Here is an 18,971-nt window from a genome sequence, read left to right on the forward strand (position 1 = left end):
TGTCTCGGCGGCGCAGACATTCGCCTGGATCATCATTTCTTCGATCAGCTTGTGCGCATCGAGGCGCGGCGGAACGAAGACCCGGTCGACGGTGCCGTCAGGCTTCAGCAGGATCTTGCGCTCGGGCATATCGAGCTCGAGGGGCTGACGCCGGTCTCGGCCGCGCTTCATCGTCTCGTAGGCGTGCCAGAGCGGCTTCAGGATCGGCTCCAGCATTGGCCCGGCCTTGTCGTCGGGCTTGCCGTCAATCGCCGCCTGCGCCTGTTGATAGGAGAGCTTGGCAGCACTCTTCATCATGATGCGGTGGAAGGTATGGCCAGTCTTGCGGCCTTCCTTCGAAAAGACCATGCGTACGGCAAGAGCAGGACGGTCGACGCCTTCCTTCAGCGAGCAGAGATCGTTGGAGATGCGCTCCGGCAGCATAGGCACGACACGGTCGGGGAAATAGACCGAATTGCCGCGCTTCAGCGCTTCGCGGTCGAGCGGTGAATTCGGCCGCACATACCAGGATACATCGGCGATGGCGACCGTGATGATGACGCCGCCGGCATTGTCTTCCGATGGATCATCCTCGGCATAGACGGCGTCGTCATGGTCCTTGGCATCGGCAGGGTCGATGGTAATCAGCGGCATGTCGCGCCAGTCTTCGCGATGCGACATGGTGGCAGGCTTGGCGTCATCCGCCTCTGCGACGGCGGCGGGCGGGAAAACATGCGGAATACCGTGCGCATGCACGGCAATCATCGAGATCGCCTTTTCCGATCCGACCGAACCGACGACCGAGAGAACCTTGGCGCGCGGCAGTCCGAAGCGGCCGAGACGCGCAATCTCCACCTCGACCAGATCGCCGTCCTTGGCATCGCCCTTGTATTCAGGGTCGATCACCATTTCCTCGCCGCGCCGATCGATGGGCAGCAGGCGTCCGGCACCTCCGGGCGCGTCCTTGAAGACACCCATGCTTGCGCCGCGGCGCTTGTCGATCACCTTGATGATGCGGGCGGTGTAGGCCGGGCCGCCGCGGTCGACGGCGGGGAAGATCTTGGCGAGGATACGGTCGCCGAGGCCGGCAACGGGCGACTTGCCCTTGCCTTGTCGGCCGGCTGGCGATTGCTGGCGGATGGCGACGGCCGGGGCCACGCCCTGATCCTCCGGCCATTCGGCCGGGCGACCGATCAGATCGCCGTCCTTGTCGCGCGTGGTGATGTCGAGCACGGTCACAGGCGGCAGTGCGCCCGGCCGGATCAGCGACTTGCGGGTCTTCTGCAGCATGCCTTCCTGTTCAAGCTCCTGCAGCAGACGCTTGAGCTCGACGCGGCTTTCGCCCTTCAATCCGAAGGCCTTCGCGAGTTCGCGCTTGGAGGCCTTTTGCGGGTGTTCGGCGATGAAACGAAGGATCACCTCGCGTGGCGGCAGCACGCCATGCACGACGTTCAGCGGCTCGKGCGCAGCTTCCCTGCTCGCGCGGCCGATCTTTCCCGGGCGTTTGCCCATGGGTCTCGTAGTCTCGCGCGGTTCTCTCGTCACTCTCAGCTCTTTTTCGTTTTCGCCGATGCTTTTGCCTTGGTCGCCTTCGGCTTGGCGGCAGTCTTCGTCGGCTTGGCTTCCGCTGCGGCAGCCTTCGGCTTTGCCTTGGCTTTGGTCTTGCCCGCGGGAGCCTTGCCGGCCTTTTCCACGATCAGCGCCAGCGCTTCCTCGACGGTGATGGCCTGCGGATCCTTGCCCTTTGGCAGCGTCGCATTGACCTTGCCCCAGTTGACATACGGGCCGTAGCGGCCGTCGCGAACGGTGATTGCGCCACCGTCTGGATGATCGCCGAGTTCCTTCAGGGCTGCCGGCGTTCCGCGGTTGCCGCCTGGCGCCTTCGCCTGCTTTTCGGCAATCAGCGTCACGGCGCGGTTGAGGCCGACCGAGAAGACGTCCTCGATGCTCTCCAGATTGGCGTAGGTGCCGTCATGCAGCAGGAATGGCCCGTAGCGACCGAGCCCGGAAGAGATCATCTTGCCGGACTCCGGATGCTTGCCGATATCGCGCGGCAGCGAAATCAGCGCCATCGCTTTCTCGTAATCGATATCCTCAGGCTTCCAGCCCTTCGGCAGCGAAGAGCGCTTGGCGTCCTTGCCGTCGCCACGCTGGATATAGGGGCCGAAACGGCCCGAACGCAGCGTCAGTTCCTCGCCGGTGGTCGGATCGGTGCCGAGGTTCTTCGGTTCGTTCAGCGCAGCGCCTTCAGCCTCGCCGCCATTTTCGGAGGAAAGCTGGCGGGTATAGTTGCATTCCGGATAGTTCGAGCAGCCGACGAAGGCGCCATATTTGCCAAGCTTCAGCGACAGGTTGCCAGTACCGCAGACCTGGCAGATGCGCGGATCGCTGCCATCCTCGCGCTTGGGGAAGACCAGCGGCGCCAGCGCCTCGTTCAACGAGTCCAATACGTTGGTGACGCGCAGTTCCTTGGTGTCTTCGATCTGCGAGAAGAAATCCTTCCAGAAGTCGCGAAGAACCTGTTTCCAGTTGAGTTCGCCGGCCGAGATCCGGTCGAGCTTCTCTTCGAGATCGGCCGTAAAGTCGTATTCCACGTATTTCGTGAAAAAGCTTTCGAGGAAGGCGGTGACGAGACGCCCTTTCGCCTGCGGGATCAGCTTGCGTTTGTCGATCGTCACATAGTCGCGGTCGCGCAGCGTAGCCAGCGTCGCGGCATAGGTGGACGGCCGGCCGATGCCGAGCTCTTCCATCTTCTTGATGAGCGAAGCTTCGGAATAGCGCGGCGGCGGCTCGGTGAAATGCTGTGTCGAGTTGATCTTCTGCTTGGCGAGGTTCTCGCGCGCATTGATCTCCGGCAGGCGACCATCCTCGTCGTCGGCGTCGTCGCTCTGTTCGCCRTCTTCCTTCTGGTCGGTATAGGCGGCGATGAAGCCATCGAAGCGGATGACGGAGCCTACCGCACGCAACCCAGCCTTCTGGCCGTTATTGTCGGCAATGATTTCCGCCGTCGTGCGCTCAATCTCGGCCGACGCCATCTGGCTGGCAATGCCGCGCTTCCAGATCAGGTCATAGAGGCGGATCTGGTCGGCATCGAGGAACTTGCGGACGCGGTCTGGCGAGCGGTTGAAATMGGTCGGACGGATCGCTTCGTGCGCTTCCTGGGCGTTCTTGGCCTTGGTGGAGTAGAAGCGCGCCTTTTCGGGCAGATAACGCTCGCCGAACTGATCTGCGATGGCGCCGCGCGCCGCATCGATCGCTTCCGGCGCCATCTGCACGCCGTCGGTACGCATATAGGTGATCAGACCGACCGTCTCGCCGCCGATATCGAAACCCTCATAGAGCTTCTGCGCGACCTGCATGGTGCGCGAAGCCGAGAAACCGAGCTTGGAGGAGGCGGCCTGTTGCAATGTGGAGGTCGTGAAGGGCGGAGCCGGATTGCGCTTGACAGGTTTTGCCTCGACGCTTTCGACGACATAGCTTGCGCCTTCCAGCAGTGCCTTCAGTTTGCCGGCGTCGTCACCATTGCCGATCGCGCGCGGCTGCAGCCGCTTGCCGTCGGCGGCAACCAGCCTTGCTTCGAACTCGTCGCCGCGTGGCGTCTTCAGGAGCGCCGAAAGGTTCCAGTATTCCTCGGAGATGAAGCGCTCGATCTCGGATTCACGATCGCAGACGAGGCGCAGCGCAACCGACTGCACGCGGCCGGCCGACCGCGCGCCGGGCAGCTTGCGCCAGAGAACGGGCGACAGGTTAAAGCCGACGAGATAATCGAGCGCACGGCGCGCGAGATAGGCATCGACCAAGGGGACATCGATGTCACGCGGATCGGCCATCGCATCGAGCACGGCTTTCTTGGTGATGGCGTTGAAGACGACGCGCTTGACGGGCTTGCCGTTGATGACGCGCTTCTTGTTCAGAAGGTCGAGAACATGCCAGGAGATCGCTTCGCCTTCGCGATCGGGGTCGGTCGCCAGGAACAGCGCATCGGAGGATTTCACCGCGTCGGCAATATCCTTCATGCGCTTGGACGAGGCGCTATCCACCTCCCACAGCATCTCGAAATCCTGATCCGGAAGAACTGATCCATCCTTGGCAGGCAGATCGCGCACATGGCCGAAAGAGGCGAGCACCTTGTATCCTGGACCCAGATACTTGTTGATCGTCTTGGCCTTGGCAGGCGATTCCACCACTACAACATTCATGATGATTCTCTAAAAAAGTGCCGATCCGGCGAACAAGCAGGCGGAACATGCACTGCAGCATGAATACCGGCCCTCCGACATGGACAGGGAATTCGCTCTGGTCAAGAGGTTTGCTCTAATTTTACGTCTTTGCGACGTGACGCAACCATTGCGCGACTGTTGGCGTATTGCAATTCAAGATAATTGCTCTATCATTTTTGAAGTTTGGTTCGGGCTCCTTGTAAAGCAGCCTTTTCTKATTTCACAGAGACAATTATGGCGCCCAAGGTTGCAGGAACAGACATCGATCGCTCGGCATCGCGTGAGAACATTGCTTTCATCCGGCAGATGCTTGGAGAGTTACGTCAGGTAGCTGAACGCGAAAATGCGGAGATGCTCTGCTATCTTATCGAAATGGCCTATGTCGAATCTGGCGACCTGCAGGCACGCATGACAGCTCAGTCGGTCATGGAAACTGAAACCAACCCGCCGGCATGGCGGTGAAGCCGCCCGGCCATATCCAGCTCCAGAAGAACGAGATAGACGGCGGATGCCGAAAGGCCCGTATGGCGAATAATGTCGTCGATCTCCGCCGGCGTCGGGCCAAGCGCATCGATGACGAGTGTGCGATCCGTTTCGTCGGGCGGAAGCGATATCCTGCCACCTTCGCGCCTCGGTTCTTCTGCTGACGGCAGCGAGAAGAGATCGGGCTGGGAGAGCGGCGCCAAGGCCTCGACAACGTCCTCAGCTGCGGTGACGATCATCGCCCCGTCCTTCAATAGTCCGTTCGTACCGTGACAGCGCGGATCGAGCGGCGAGCCCGGCACGGCAAAGACCAGCCGTCCGAATTCGCCAGCCATCCGCGCGGTGATCAGCGAACCGGAACGAACCGCTGCTTCCACGACAACGACACCGAGCGAGATGCCTGATATCAGCCGGTTGCGGCGTGGGAAATCGCGGGCGCGCGGTTCCCAGCCGAAAGGCATCTCACTGACGGCAAGCCCGTTGCCATTCCATATATCCTCGAGCAGCCCGACATTTTCGGGCGGGTAGGGCTGGTCCAGCCCTCCGGCCATTGCGGCAATGGTGCCGGTATCAAGGCTCGCCCGGTGGGCGGCCGTATCGATGCCACGGGCAAGCCCGGAGACCACGGTATAGCCCGCCCGGCCGCAGTCGCGGGCGACCATCGCCGCAAACTTCGCGCCGYTGATCGAAGCGTTGCGCGAACCGACGATGCCCACCGCCGGCCTGTCACCCACGGAAAGATCACCCTTGACCGCCAGCAGCGGCGGCGCGCCGTCGATCTGACGCAGAGCCTGCGGATAGTCGGGCTCGCCGATACCGACGAAGCGGGCGCCGAAGCGCTGTGCTGCCTCAAGTTCACGATGGGCTTCAGCCTCGGTGGCTATGCGGATCGAACGGGTCGCACCGCCGCGCGCCGAAAGCTCCGGCAGCATGGAAAGTGCCGCTTCTGCCGAGCCGAAATGATTAACGAGATCACGAAAAGTCGCGGGGCCGACGTTGTCGGAACGGATCAGCCTCAGCCAGGCGATCCTCTGCCTCTCCGTCAGCGCAATTCCCTTTGGCCTTGCGCTGAGCGCGTCCATTACCCTTTAGCCCCGATCTTGCTTTCCGTCCCGCTCATCAGGCGGGAGATATTCGCCTTGTGTTTCCAGTAGGAAATGACGGTCATGATTGCCATGATCGCCGCTACCTTTTCATCGCCCAATATCCACAGTGCAACCGGAATGACAAGCATCGCAACCAGAGCGGAAAGCGAGGAATAACGGGTGGTAAATGCGGTTCCCAGCCAGACGGCTGCAAACAGCAGAACCATTGATGGAGCGACGCCGAGCAGCGTGCCGATATAGGTGGCGACGCCTTTGCCGCCCTTGAAGCCGATCCAGACCGGGAAGAGGTGGCCGATGAAGGCAAAGAAACCAGCGATGATGCCCGCTTCCTCACCCACGAAATAGGCCATGACCCAGGCGGCTGCGGCAGCCTTCAGCGCATCGAGCAGCAACGTTGCGGCCGCAAGCTTCTTGTTGCCGGTACGCAGGACATTGGTGGCGCCGATATTGCCGGAGCCGATGCTGCGCACGTCGCCAAGGCCGGCGGCGCGCGTAAGAATGAGACCGAACGGGATGGAGCCGAGCAGGTAGCCCACGAAGACGGCGGCAAGCGCCAGGGGCAGCGTAATCTGCCAGGTGACAAGATCAGATATCATTTTGTTCCCCAACTCTTCTTGCGGAGAGCCCACCAGCAAGGGCAGGGCAGCCTTCAGCCCTGCAATGCGTGAACCAGCTTGCCCCTGACATAGGTCGCGACGGCCCGCCCGCTGAAGCGCGCATCCTCAAACGGCGTGTTCTTCGAGCGGGAAAGAAGCATGTCCTTGGCGACAAGCCAAGGCTCTTCGAGGTCGATCAAGGCAATATCGGCCTTCGCACCGGGCTTCAATGTTCCGGCATCGAGCCCGAAGATCTGTGCCGGGCGGGTCGACATCGCATCGATCAGCCGCATCAGGCTGACATCGCCGCTGTGGTGCAGCCGCAATGCTGCAGCCAGCATCGTTTCGAGCCCTACGGCCCCATCCTCAGCCTCGCCAAAGGGCAGGCGTTTGGTATCGACATCCTGCGGATCGTGGGAGGAGACGATGATATCGATTGCACCCCTGGCCAGCGCGTCCACCATCGCGACCCGATCGTCCTCGGAGCGTAGCGGTGGATAGAGCTTGAAGAAGGTGCGGTATTCGCCGATGTCGTTCTCGTTCAGCGCCAGATTGTTGATCGACACACCGCAGGTGACATTCGCACCACGCGAACGGGCAAGCTCGATCGCCTCGACCGATTCCGGAACCGATATCATCGCCGCATGGTAGTTGCCTCGCGTCAGTTGGGCGATGCGCAGGTCGCGCTCGATCGGGATGAGCTCCGCTTCCTTCGGAATGCCGGAAAGGCCGAGCCAGCTTGCCAGCAGGCCTTCATGCATGACGCCGTTGGCGCCGAGATATTTGTCGCGCGTGGCGCAGGCGATGACGGCACCGAATTCGCGCGCATAGGTCATCACCCGGCGCAGCACCTGTGTGTCGTGGATGCTCGAATGGGCATCCGTGAAGGCGACGGCGCCTGCCTGCATCAGCAGGCCGATTTCCGTCATTTCTTCGCCGGCAAGCCCCTTGGTGATGGCCGCTGCCGGATAGACATTGACGACGGCTGTATCCCGCGCCGTCTTCTTGACGAATTCGACGAGCGCGATGTCGTCGATAACAGGATGGGTATCCGGCATCATGATGATGGAGGTAACACCGCCCGCTGCCGCAGCACGGCTCGCCGAAGCGATCGTCTCGCGGTGTTCGCCACCCGGTTCGCCGATATGGACGCGCGCATCGACGAGGCCCGGCGTCGCGACGAGACCGGTGCAGTCGCGCACGGTAGCGCCTTCCGGCGTGCCCTGGTTCTGCGCATCCTTGCCGGCCGCAACGATGAGACCGTTCTTGACGATAACGGTCCCGACCTCATCGAGATTGCGGGAGGGGTCGACGATGCGCACATTCTTGAGGACGAGATTGCTCATGCGCCCACTCCCTCGGTGCGCGGCCCCTGATTCTGGGAAACGAGCAGGGTTTCCATGACGGCCATGCGCACGGCAACCCCCATCTCCACCTGTTCGGCGATCACGCTCTGCGGCCCGTCGGCGACCTCAGAGGCGATTTCCACGCCGCGGTTCATCGGTCCCGGATGCATGACGAGGGCATCGTCCTTCGCCGCCTTCAGCGTTTCCGCATCCAGGCCGTAGAAATGATAATATTCACGCACCGACGGCACGAAGGCGCCGGACATGCGCTCGCGCTGCAGCCGCAGCATCATCACCACATCGGCGTCCTTCAGCCCTTCCTTCATCGAATGGAAGACCTCGACACCCATCTCGGCAATGCCGGCCRGCAGCAACGTTGCGGGGGCGACGACGCGCACCCTTGCGCCCATGGCGTTCAGAAGCAGGATGTTGGAGCGCGCCACGCGCGAATGCAGCACGTCGCCGCAGATCGCCACGATGATGCGCGAGAGCCGGCCCTTGGCGCGGCGGATCGTCAGCGCGTCGAGCAGCGCCTGCGTCGGGTGCTCATGCTGGCCATCGCCGGCATTGACGACGGAGCAGGAGACCTTCTGCGCCAGAAGGGCTGCAGCACCGGCGCTGGAATGACGGATGATCAGGACATCAGGCCGCATCGCGTTCAGCGTCATCGCCGTATCGATCAGCGTCTCGCCCTTCTTCACCGAGGAATTGCCGACCGACATGTTCATCACGTCGGCGCCGAGGCGTTTGCCGGCAAGTTCGAAGGAGGCTTGCGTTCGCGTCGACGCTTCAAAGAAGAGGTTGATCTGCGTCAGTCCCCGAAGGGTCGACGTCTTCTTTTCTCTCTGTCGGCTGATCTTGACGGCTTCGTCAGCCTTGTCGAGAAGATAGGTAATATCCTGCTCGGTGAGGCCMTTGATGCCAATGAGGTGGCGGTGGGGGAAAAAGACCATGACCCTGCCTCTTATTGTCTTCGCGGGGTCTATAAAGAGTGCGGGGGGAAGGGGCAAGCGCGTGTTATGCGCAAATCCCTATGTTCCCCATGCATTTTCCGTCGAATCTCGCTACTGCATGATTCCTTAAATCGGAATCGATTTAAGGATAAAATTATGCAGCAATTTAAAGTGCTACAGCGTCCTTTGCGCGTCTGAAAAGACGCGCGGCGCTGTAGAGCAGAAATCTGCGAATCACAAACTTCCGGTTTACCTTTGCCGGGCTCATGAAATAGAAGCGAATAATGACCGCCGCAAACCGGATTGAAGACAAACTCGCCGAACTCAACCAGCCGAGCCTCTGGTCGGGAATCAATGCCTATAGATCCGATCCGCTGATCGTCGATCTGACCTCCACGCTGCCGCGCACCATCCGCGAAGACCTTGAAAACATGGGCCGCTACGTGACCTCGCCGGAAGCGCAGGAACTGGCGCGCATGGCAAACCAGGGCACGCCGCAGCTTCGAACCCACGGTCCGCGCGGCGAGCGTCTGGATATCGTCGAATTCCACCCGGCCTGGCATGCGCTGATGCGCCGTTCCATGGCCTCGGGCCTGCATTCCTCCGTCTGGGATCCGCAGGCCGATACGGAGGCGAAGGACCAGGCCCACCACATTCGCGCGGCTCGTTTCTATCTGACGGCGCAACTCGAATCCGGCCATCTCTGCCCGATAACGATGACCAGCGCGTCCGTTGCCGCGCTCTCGGCGTCACCGGCTGTGCAGAAGGACTGGGCGCCGAAGATCCTGTCGCGCAAATATGATTCATCCAACCGTCCCGCCATGCAGAAGTCGGCCGTGACGATCGGTATGGGCATGACGKAAAAACAGGGTGGCACGGATGTCCGCGCCAACAAGACTGCTGCCGAAAAGGTCAGCGAGGGCATCTATCGCCTCTCCGGCCACAAGTGGTTTATGTCCGCGCCGATGAGCGACGCCTTCATCATGCTGGGGCAGACAAAGGAGGGCATGGGCTGCTTCCTGGTACCGCGTCTTCTGGAGGATGGTTCGGCTAACGGCCTGCAGTTCCAGCGCCTGAAGGACAAGATCGGCAACCGCTCCAACGCCTCTTCCGAGGTGGAGTTTACGGATACGTTCGGCTTCCTGCTCGGGGCTCCGGATGGTGGCATCCGCACCATTCTCGATATGGTGACGCTGACGCGTCTCGATTGCGCACTCGCCTCTTCCGGMATCATGCGCGCCTCGCTGGCCGAAGCCGTGCACCACACCCGCGGCCGCAGCGTTTTCGGCAAGATGCTCGTCAACCAGCCGATCATGACGCGCGTGCTCGCCGACATGGCGCTCGATGTGGCCGCAGCCACGGCGCTCTCCTTCCGCCTTGCAGATGCCTTCGACAAGGCGCGCGGCAATGCCGAAGATGCCGCCTACGCCCGCGTCATGACGCCGGTCGCCAAATACTGGTGCTGCAAGATCGCCCCGGCGCTGATCTACGAGGCGATGGAGTGCATCGGCGGCAGCGGCTACATCGAAGAACGTCCGATCGCCCGCCATTATCGCGAGGCCCCGGTCAATGCGATCTGGGAAGGTTCGGGCAATGTCATGGCGCTGGACGTGCTGCGCGTCTTGAACCGCGGCAAGGACCTCTTCGAGACGGTTTTTGCAGGTCTCGCACGCGATCTCGGCCCGGCTGGCAAGAAGACGATCGACGTGCTGCGCGCAGCGATCGCGCTCTGCGAACAGGACGAGGGTGCTGCCCGCCTGCTCGTCGAACAGCTGGCACTCGCCGCCGGTGCCGCCGAACTCTACCGCCTCGGGGCAGGACGCATTGCCGATGCCTTCATCGAGACCCGACTTGCCGGCGGCTGGCGCTCGACCTACGGCATGCTCGATTCCCGCTTTGACGCGAGTTATATCGTCGACCTGCTTTATCCGCCGGCTGCGTAGTGCCGGCGTTTCGCAATGCGCGGCAGGACGATCTCGATGAGATCTATGCCATCTCGCTTGCGACCGGCGACGGCGGACAGGATGCGAGCCATCTCTATCGCGATAACAGGCTGATCGGTCATATCTATTCGGCACCCTACGTGGTGCTCGGCCCGGAAATGACCCTTGTCGCGGAAGACGAACAGGGCATTGCCGGCTATATCGTTGGTGCTTACGACACGGCCGCTTTCGAAGGCTTGCTCGAGCGCGAATGGTGGCCCTCTTTGCGCGATCAGTATGCCGATCCTGCCGGCGATCCGTCCCAATGGACCGCCGATGAACGCCGCAGCTTTGCGATCCATCATCCACGCATCATGTCGGCTGATATCGTCGAAGCCTACCCCGCCCATATTCACATGAATCTCCTGCTGCGCCTGCAAGGGCAGGGCGTCGGTGGCATGCTTCTGAAGCAGTGGGTGTCACAGGCCCGAAAGGCAGGCGTGCGCGGTATTCATCTCGGGGTCAATGCCGGCAACCAGGGCGGCCAGCACTTCTGGTCCTCACGAGGTTTCGTGCGCCTGCTCCCGCCGCTCGTCTCGGCATCGGAAACCACTGTCTGGTTCGGCCGCACACTCTAGGCTGAACTTCGTCCGACGAGCAGCAGGCTGAACGCCCTTCATTTAACGACATAAAAAATCCGGCCGCGTTGCCGCAGCCGGATCGTGTCACTTATCGCCGAAAATCAGCGTTCAGAAGAAGCCGCGGCGCTGCCACCAGCCGGCCTTCTTCGGCTTGCCTTCGCCGTCAGTCTCTCCGTTTTCGGTGCGGTTCGAGGTGACCGTCGGTTCGGAGGACGAGATGTTGGAGCCGCGGTTGGCGCGGGCAGGCTTTGCCTCTTMCTGTGCTGGGGTCGCGAGATCTGCAGAGGCTTCCATCACTTCAGGCTCGGCTTCGGCAACCGGCGCCTCAGCAGCAACCGCTTCTGCGACCGGCGTTTCAATGATGGGCTCTTCGACCGGCGAGGGTGCTGCGACCTTACGGCGGCCACGGCCGCGTGCGGGCTTGACCACTTCGGCAATGCTTTCGCTGCCTTCGATGGCTGCTGCCGCGGACTGGCCTTCATTGGTTTCAGCTGCGATGACTTCGATCACCTCTGCCTCGGTCGCAGACGTCACTTCGGCTACGCTATCGTCGGCTTCATCCGCGTCGCCGTCTTCGGAAGCTGCACCTTCAGCGCCTTCCTCACCACGGTTACGGCGTCCGCCACGCTTGCCTCGACGGCGGCGCTTGCGGCGCTGGGAGTCATCGCCCTCGGCGTGGGCGTCTGCAACACCTTCGGCGGCATCGCTGTCGCCTTCGCTGCCCTCGTCTTCGCCCTCTTCGCCATCGTCAGCCTCGTCGGAGACGGTATCGGCTCCAACCTGCTGCTCGGCAGTTCCGTTGCGGCCACGACGGCGGCGACGGCGTTTGCGCTTGCGTCCATTTTCGCCTTCACCCTCTGCGCGGGCGGCAGCAGCCGGGCGCTCGGAAGTGGCAGGCTTTTCTTCCAGCTCTTCGTCTTCTTCCTCGTCGTGCTCGATGACGACATCATCATCATCATCATCGTCGGGGATGGCTGCGAAATTGAAGAGGCTTTCGATCTTGACGGGGTTTTCAACCGGTTCGCCACGATCGATCGCGAAGTGCTGAGCACCAACCGAACCATCAGCATCGATGATGATCGCCACGCCGAAGCGGGCTTCATAATCGACGATCGTCTGGCGCTTGTGGTTGAGCAGGTAGAGCGCGATATCGGGCGTCGTGCGTACCGTGATATTATGCGTGGTGTTCTTGAGCAGATACTCCTCGACGCCGCGCAGCACATGCAGGGCAACGGAGGACTGCGAACGAACGTGGCCGGTGCCGCCGCAATGCGAGCAGACCTGCGTCGTCGATTCAAGAACGGAAGCGCGGATGCGCTGGCGCGACATTTCCAGAAGGCCGAAATGCGAGATGCGGCCGACCTGGATGCGGGCGCGATCGTTCTTCAGGCATTCCTTCAGCTTCTTCTCGACGGCGCGATTGTTGCGCTTTTCTTCCATGTCGATGAAGTCGATGACGATAAGGCCGGCAAGGTCGCGAAGGCGAAGCTGACGGGCGACTTCGTCTGCAGCCTCGAGGTTCGTCTGGAGAGCCGTATCCTCGATCGAGTGCTCGCGGGTCGAGCGGCCGGAGTTGACGTCGATAGAAACCAGCGCTTCCGTCTGGTTCATGATCAGATAACCGCCGGACTTCAGCGTTACCTGCGGCTGCAGCATGCGGTCGAGCTGCGCTTCGATGCCGGAGCGGGAGAAGATCGGATGGATGTCGCGGTAGGGCTGAACAACCTTGGCATGGCTCGGCATCAGCATCTTCATGAAGTCTTTCGCTTCACGATAGCCTTCTTCGCCGGAGACGATGACTTCGCTGATATCCTTGTTGTAGAGATCGCGGATCGAGCGCTTGATGAGCGAACCTTCCTCGTAGACGAGGCAGGGTGCCGTGGAGGCGAGCGTCAGCGTGCGGACGTTCTCCCACAGGCGCATCAGATATTCGAAGTCGCGCTTGACCTCGACCTTGGTGCGGTTCGCACCGGCCGTGCGCAGGATCACGCCCATGCCCTGCGGCACCTCCAGCATGCGGGCGATTTCCTTCAGCCGCTTGCGGTCCTGTGGGTTGGTGATCTTGCGGGAAATGCCGCCGCCACGTGCCGTGTTCGGCATCAGAACCGAATAGCGGCCTGCGAGCGACAGATATGTCGTGAGGGCAGCGCCCTTGTTACCGCGTTCTTCCTTGGCGACCTGCACCAGCAGGATCTGGCGGCGCTTGATGACTTCCTGGATGCGGTACTGCTTGCGCGGCTTGCGCTGCACACGGTCCGGAACCTCTTCCATCGCGTCTTCGGCGCCGACGGATTCAATAACTTCCTCTTCGCCGTGGTCGTCATCATCGTCGTCATCATCCTGACGGCGCTTGGAGACGTCCTCGGAGATGGAGTCCGTTTCGACCATTGCGGCCATCTCGCCGCCGGTCGAGCCTTCGTCGTCGTTGTCGGCAACAGACGCTTCCGCTGCTGCCTCTTCGGCGACAGGTTCGACTACCTTCTTGCGGCTGCGGCGGGCGCGGGGCTTCTTGGCCGGGGCTTCTTCAGCAACAGGTGCTGCCTCTTCGGCGGGTGCGGCTGCTTCTTCTGCCGCGACTGCCTCGGGCTGTTCGACCGGAACGATGCCGATATCAGGCTGGTCCTGCGTCGAGAGATCGACCATAGGAGCCGTCTCGACATGCTCGACATCCTCGTCGCGGCGGTGCTCCTCGGCTTCGGCACGAAGCAGGGCCTGACGGTCGGCAAGCGGTATCTGGTAATAGTCGGGATGGATTTCGGCAAAGGCCAGGAAGCCGTGCCGGTTGCCGCCGTAGTCTACGAAAGCGGCCTGCAGCGAGGGCTCTACCCTCGTTACCTTTGCAAGATAGATGTTGCCGCGGATCTGCTTCTTGTGCTGCGACTCGAAGTCAAATTCTTCTATACGGTTCCCGCGAACGACAACGACGCGCGTCTCTTCTTCGTGAGACGCATCGATAAGCATTTTGTCTGCCATGTAAGCTGAGCTCCTCGGCGAGGCCGCGAGAGCGCATTCCCGACTGCTGTTGACACAGAAAGAATGCGGTCCGCAGTGGCCGCGCCGGATAATGAAAGTCGAGATTGGTGCGAGGGGCAGGGCAGCAGCCAGACCGCAGCCGGAACATTTTCGTTCCGGGGCCTGTACACTTCAGATAAAACCTGCTGCGAAACCATCAACAACCAAGCGCGATCGATAAATGACGAAGACCCATTTCGGGTCCGATGAGTTTGCTCCCTGAGAGCGTGGTGGCTGATCCACCAATGAAGTCCCAGCATGAAGCCGGAAAATCAGGATCCAGTTCTTGAGTGGAAATGCATTAGACGGCGGACGATTACCGGTTGTGGCGCCAGGTCCGTAGTGGCTGGCTGCCTCGCGGCGACTCTATCCCGTCAACACCTCTACCCTAAAATTTGTTGTATGTTTTCTCTGTCACAATAGCAAGGGAAAAGCCAAATGTGCCATAATATTGATGGATTTCGTATCGCATAAACTCCTCGGGGATAGGCGATCCTGAGTCGTGGTCGGTGCGTGCGCGCTCGCCTCCAGCGGGCGTCCGCGGAAACGGTGGTGGCTCCATCGCGATAATAAATAGGGTGTGGCGGGCTATTGTTTAAGAGTTCTCGGATCGCGGCGGAGTTGTCCGCAGGGCGCAAACTTGGTTTTACGGCGTGGCTTTTGGCCTTCGCAGTATTTTGCGCGGTCCCGGGCGCGGCAGCCGGTACGAAGGATCCCCTGCTGGCCTACGGAGCACGCATCGTCGGCGACGACGCCAGAACCCGCATCGTTATCGATTTCGACCGTGAGCCGCGTTTTTCCGTCCACTATATCGCCAATCCCGAGCGTATCGTCGTTGACCTGCCGGCAACGGACTTTGGTTTCCCCGCCAAGGATCTTGAGGCGCGTGGCCTCTTCAAGGACATTCGCTACGGCGCCATGGACGAGGGCAGCGCCCGCATTGTGCTGACGGCGGCGCGTCCGGTCCAGCTCGCGCTGGCCAAGGTGCAGATGGATGAGAGCGGTAATGGCCACCGGCTGGTGCTCGATGCCGAGATGATCGACAAACAGAAGTTCGCCGAGTTGGTGAAGACGCAGTCCTGGACCGATCAGGCCGATGCAGCGCAGACGACAAGTGCGATTCCCCAGCCGGAAAAGACCGCACCCGGAGATTTCGTCATTGCCATCGATGCCGGCCATGGCGGCATCGATACCGGCGCGATCGGTGTCGATACGAAGACCGAGGAAAAGCAGGTGACGCTAGCCTTCGCCAAGGCGCTCGCCGACCGCCTGAACAAGGAGCGGGGCATCAAGGCTTTTCTGACGCGCGACAACGACGAATTCCTGTCGCTCTCGCAGCGCGTGCTCATCGCCCGACAGAACCATGCGGGCCTCTTCATTTCGCTGCATGCCGATACGCTGAAGCAGAAGGACATTCGCGGCGCAACCGTCTACACGATTTCCGACAAGGCTTCGGACAAGCTCGCCGCCGATCTCGCTGAGCGCGAAAACCTGTCGGACCAGATCGCCGGGAAGGAAACGGTCGCCGAGCCGCCCGAGGTTGCTGATATCCTCCTCGACCTGACGCGGCGCGAGACGCAGGCGTTCTCGATCTCGCTCGCCGAAAGCGTGCTCGCTTCCTTCAAGGACCAGGTCGGCACGATCAATAATCCGCATCGTCACGCAGGCTTCCGTGTACTGCAGGCGCCAGATGTTCCCTCGATCCTGCTCGAACTCGGCTTCCTCTCCAATGTCGATGACGAGAAGCTTTTGCTTGACGATACGTGGCGAGTGAAGATGACCGATCTTCTGACGGATGCAGTGAAGCGTTACCGCACCAGCCTGATGGCAAACGGTGGTTAGTGCCTATCCCGGTCAGAACGATTCAATCTGAACGGTAAAGGCTTTAAACCAGGCGTTGCCCGTAAGTAACAACCACCCTAAACCGGGCCTCTTGCCGGAAGGGAAGGCGAAAGTGGCGGGGTAAGCCCTATTTTGCTCACATTCGCGCCGTTACTCCACTCTATATGTTTCGCACCTGTCTAAGACGAAATCGCCTTGTGGCGCCAACGCTCATGGAGTAAGCCGCGCAACGTGCAATGAGACATGATCTGTGCGATTGTTGCGGCTGCGCCGATCTAATGATTAGAAATACCGGTAGCTGAAAATATGGTTAGACTTCTTGGATATTTCTTCGGGATAGCGTGTGTCCTTTTCCTGGGCGCTGCGGCGGTTATTGCCGTCTATCTTGCCAATGTCGCGAAGGATCTTCCTGACTATGCGGTGCTCAACAGCTATGCGCCGCCGGTCACCACCCGTRTTCACGCCGGCAACGGTGCCCTCATGGCCGAATACGCCAAGGAAAAGCGCCTTTTCCTGCCGATCCAGGCGATCCCGGACCGCGTGAAGGCGGCCTTCCTTTCGGCTGAAGACAAGAATTTCTACAACCATCCTGGCGTTGACCTGACGGGCCTCKGCCGCGCTATCCTCGTCAACCTGCAGAATTTCGGCTCAGGCCGCCGGCCGGTCGGTGCTTCGACGATCACCCAGCAGGTGGCGAAGAACTTCCTTCTGACCTCGGACCAGACGATCGACCGCAAGATCAAGGAAGCAATCCTTTCCTTTCGCATCGAGCAGGCCTACAGCAAGGACAAGATCCTCGAGCTCTATCTCAATGAGATCTTCTTTGGCCTGAACTCCTACGGTATCGGCAGCGCCTCGCTCACCTATTTCAACAAGTCGGTCACCGAACTGACGATCGCCGAATCCGCCTATCTCGCTTCGTTGCCGAAGGGCCCGGCCAACTACCATCCCTTCCGTCATCCGGAAGCCGCTCTCGAGCGCCGCAACTGGGTGATCGATCGTATGGTAGAGAATGGCTATGTGAGCCAGAGCGACGGCGAGGACGCCAAGAAGCAGCCGCTCGGCGTCACTGCCCGCACCAGCGGCCCGTCTCTTTTTGCTTCCGACTATTTCGCCGAAGCCGTCCGTCGCCAGCTCATCGACCAGTACGGCGAGAAGACGCTGTATGAAGGCGGTCTCTCGGTGCGCACCTCGCTCGATCCGCAGATGCAGCTCGAGGCCCGCAAGGCGCTGCAGGACGGCTTGGTCACCTATGACGAGCGTCGGGGTTTTCACGGCCCGGTCAAGCAGATCGCTGCCTCGGGGGACTGGGGACCGGCGCTCGCCGAAGTTCCCGCTCTCTCCGACGTGCCGGAATGGCGCCTTGCCGTCGTGCTTGCCGTGTCCAACGAGGCCGTCGATATCGGTCTCCAGCCGCCGAAGGATGGGGGTGGCAAGGTTGCGGCCGCGCGCGAGCGCGGCACGATCGCCGCCAAGGACATGCAGTGGGCATTCCGCTCCGCCACCGGCGACCGCAAGTCGACAAGGTCGCCGGTCGGCGTCGTGACGGCAGGCGATGTCGTTTATGTCGAGCGCCTTGGCGGTGACGGCTCGACCTCCTATCGTCTGCGCCAGCCACCGAAAGTGCAGGGCGGTCTCGTCGCCATGGATCCGAAGACCGGCCGCGTTCTCGCCATGGTCGGCGGCTTCTCCTATGCCCAGTCGGAATTCAATCGCGCCACTCAGGCGATGCGCCAGCCGGGCTCCTCCTTCAAGCCCTTCGTTTATGCTGCCGCGATGGACAACGGCTACACGCCGGCCTCGGTCATCATGGATGCGCCGATCGAGATCGTTTCGGGCGGTCAGGTGTGGAAGCCGGAAAACTACGGCGGCGAAGTCAGCGGTCCCTCGACGCTGCGCTCCGGCATCGAGAATTCGCGCAACCTGATGACGGTGCGCCTTGCTAATGACCTCGGCATGAATATCGTCGCGGAATATGCAGAACGCTTCGGCATCTACGACAAGATGCCGCCGCTGCTCGCCATGTCGCTCGGCTCGGGTGAAACGACGGTGCTGCGCATGGTTTCGGCCTATTCGGTCATCGCCAATGGCGGCAAGCAGATCAAGCCGACGCTGATCGACCGCATTCAGGACCGTTACGGCAAGACGATCTTCAGGCACGAGGAACGTCTTTGCGAAGGCTGCAATGCGGGCGACTGGCAGAGCCAGGAAGAGCCTAACATCGTCGACAACCGCGAGCAGGTTCTCGATCCGATGACCTCTTACCAGATCACCTCGATGATGCAGGGCGTCATCCAGCGTGGTACCGCGGCCGGCAAGGTCGATCTGGCGGGCCGCGACGTTGCCGGCAAGACTGGCACGACCAACGATGAGAAGGACGCCTGGTTCGTCGGCTTCACGCCGGATCTGGTCGCAGGCCTTTACATGGGCTTCGATACGCCGGCTCCGCTCGGCCGCGGCGGCACGGGTGGTGTTCTCTCGGCGCCGATCTTCAACGAATTCATGCAGGCGGCCGTCAAGGATATGCCGGAATCCAAATTCGTGGTCCCGGCCGGCATGAACATGATCGCGATCAACCGCAAGACCGGCATGGCAGCTGTCGACGGCGATCCAGGCACCATCATCGAAGCCTTCAAGCCAGGCACCGGCCCGGCCGACAGCCTCTCTGTCATCGGCATGGACGGCACGATGGCGCCGGAGGAAATCMTGCGCACGTCGCCGCAGGCAAACCAGGCGGTTCAGACCAACACGCCAGGCCTGTTCTGATCGACACCGATTTTTGTTGCGCCCGCCGCGGCTCTTTACATCCGCGGCAGGCGTCTCTATGTCACGAGCCTTAAAGAATAGCCCGGCATTCCCAGAATACCGAAG

General features: G+C 61.3%; 12 protein-coding genes. 5 read left to right on the top strand and 7 right to left on the bottom strand.

The annotated features are described in order from the left end of the window. On the bottom strand, positions 1-1,524 hold a 1,524-nt coding region (locus AC1DNW_RS34290), incomplete at its 3' end, for a ribonuclease R family protein (RefSeq protein WP_477855635.1). Positions 1,525-1,526: 2 nt separating this feature from the next. Further along, positions 1,527-4,178 carry a type I DNA topoisomerase gene (gene topA / locus AC1DNW_RS34295; protein WP_477855636.1) on the bottom strand — a complete coding sequence of 884 codons (2,652 nt, stop codon included), beginning with the start codon at positions 4,176-4,178 and terminating at the stop codon, positions 1,527-1,529. A 255-nt stretch (positions 4,179-4,433) separates the two neighbouring features. Between topA and AC1DNW_RS34300 the strand changes: the two genes are divergently transcribed. Continuing rightward, the gene (locus tag AC1DNW_RS34300; RefSeq protein ID WP_113301263.1) at positions 4,434-4,661 is read left to right on the top strand and encodes a hypothetical protein; all 228 of its coding nucleotides are present in this window, start codon (positions 4,434-4,436) and stop codon (positions 4,659-4,661) included. Here AC1DNW_RS34300 and dprA read toward each other — a convergent pair. From dprA to AC1DNW_RS34320, 4 genes are read right to left on the bottom strand one after another with little or no spacing between them, the layout of a single operon-like run. Further along, positions 4,616-5,764 (bottom strand): DNA-processing protein DprA, encoded by a 1,149-nt coding sequence (gene dprA, locus AC1DNW_RS34305; RefSeq protein WP_477855637.1) that lies wholly within the window; start codon positions 5,762-5,764, stop codon positions 4,616-4,618. The two genes, AC1DNW_RS34300 and dprA, sit on opposite strands and share 46 nt — an antisense overlap. Further along, on the bottom strand, positions 5,764-6,384 hold the full coding sequence (gene plsY / locus AC1DNW_RS34310) for a glycerol-3-phosphate 1-O-acyltransferase PlsY (protein ID WP_113310775.1): 621 nt from the start codon (positions 6,382-6,384) through the stop codon (positions 5,764-5,766). The genes dprA and plsY overlap by 1 nt, the downstream gene beginning before the upstream one ends. Before the next feature lie 53 nt (positions 6,385-6,437). Then, positions 6,438-7,730: a dihydroorotase gene (locus AC1DNW_RS34315; RefSeq protein ID WP_113310776.1), complete on the bottom strand. Its 1,293-nt coding sequence runs from the start codon at positions 7,728-7,730 to the stop codon at positions 6,438-6,440. Further along, on the bottom strand, positions 7,727-8,683 hold the full coding sequence (locus tag AC1DNW_RS34320) for an aspartate carbamoyltransferase catalytic subunit (protein ID WP_477855638.1): 957 nt from the start codon (positions 8,681-8,683) through the stop codon (positions 7,727-7,729). Before AC1DNW_RS34320 ends, AC1DNW_RS34315 begins: the two co-directional genes overlap by 4 nt. A gap of 284 nt (positions 8,684-8,967) precedes the next feature. On the opposite strand from AC1DNW_RS34320, the gene AC1DNW_RS34325 reads away from it, so the two are divergent. Together AC1DNW_RS34325 and AC1DNW_RS34330 are read left to right on the top strand one after the other, a co-directional pair. Continuing rightward, positions 8,968-10,626, top strand: coding sequence for an acyl-CoA dehydrogenase family protein (locus AC1DNW_RS34325; protein WP_477855639.1), 1,659 nt, complete (start codon positions 8,968-8,970; stop codon positions 10,624-10,626). After that, the gene (locus AC1DNW_RS34330; RefSeq protein ID WP_113310779.1) at positions 10,626-11,243 is read left to right on the top strand and encodes a GNAT family N-acetyltransferase; all 618 of its coding nucleotides are present in this window, start codon (positions 10,626-10,628) and stop codon (positions 11,241-11,243) included. Before AC1DNW_RS34325 ends, AC1DNW_RS34330 begins: the two co-directional genes overlap by 1 nt. Before the next feature lie 111 nt (positions 11,244-11,354). Here AC1DNW_RS34330 and AC1DNW_RS34335 read toward each other — a convergent pair whose 3' ends face one another. After that, positions 11,355-14,219 (bottom strand): Rne/Rng family ribonuclease, encoded by a 2,865-nt coding sequence (locus AC1DNW_RS34335; protein WP_477855640.1) that lies wholly within the window; start codon positions 14,217-14,219, stop codon positions 11,355-11,357. Between the two features lie 699 nt (positions 14,220-14,918). Between AC1DNW_RS34335 and AC1DNW_RS34340 the strand changes: the two genes are divergently transcribed. After that, positions 14,919-16,100: an N-acetylmuramoyl-L-alanine amidase gene (locus tag AC1DNW_RS34340; protein WP_477855641.1), complete on the top strand. Its 1,182-nt coding sequence runs from the start codon at positions 14,919-14,921 to the stop codon at positions 16,098-16,100. A 306-nt stretch (positions 16,101-16,406) separates the two neighbouring features. Continuing rightward, on the top strand, positions 16,407-18,866 hold the full coding sequence (locus AC1DNW_RS34345; RefSeq protein ID WP_477855642.1) for a penicillin-binding protein 1A: 2,460 nt from the start codon (positions 16,407-16,409) through the stop codon (positions 18,864-18,866). The last annotated feature ends 105 nt before the right edge of the window (positions 18,867-18,971 follow it).

The organism is Rhizobium sp. 05L429, assembly GCF_056397645.1.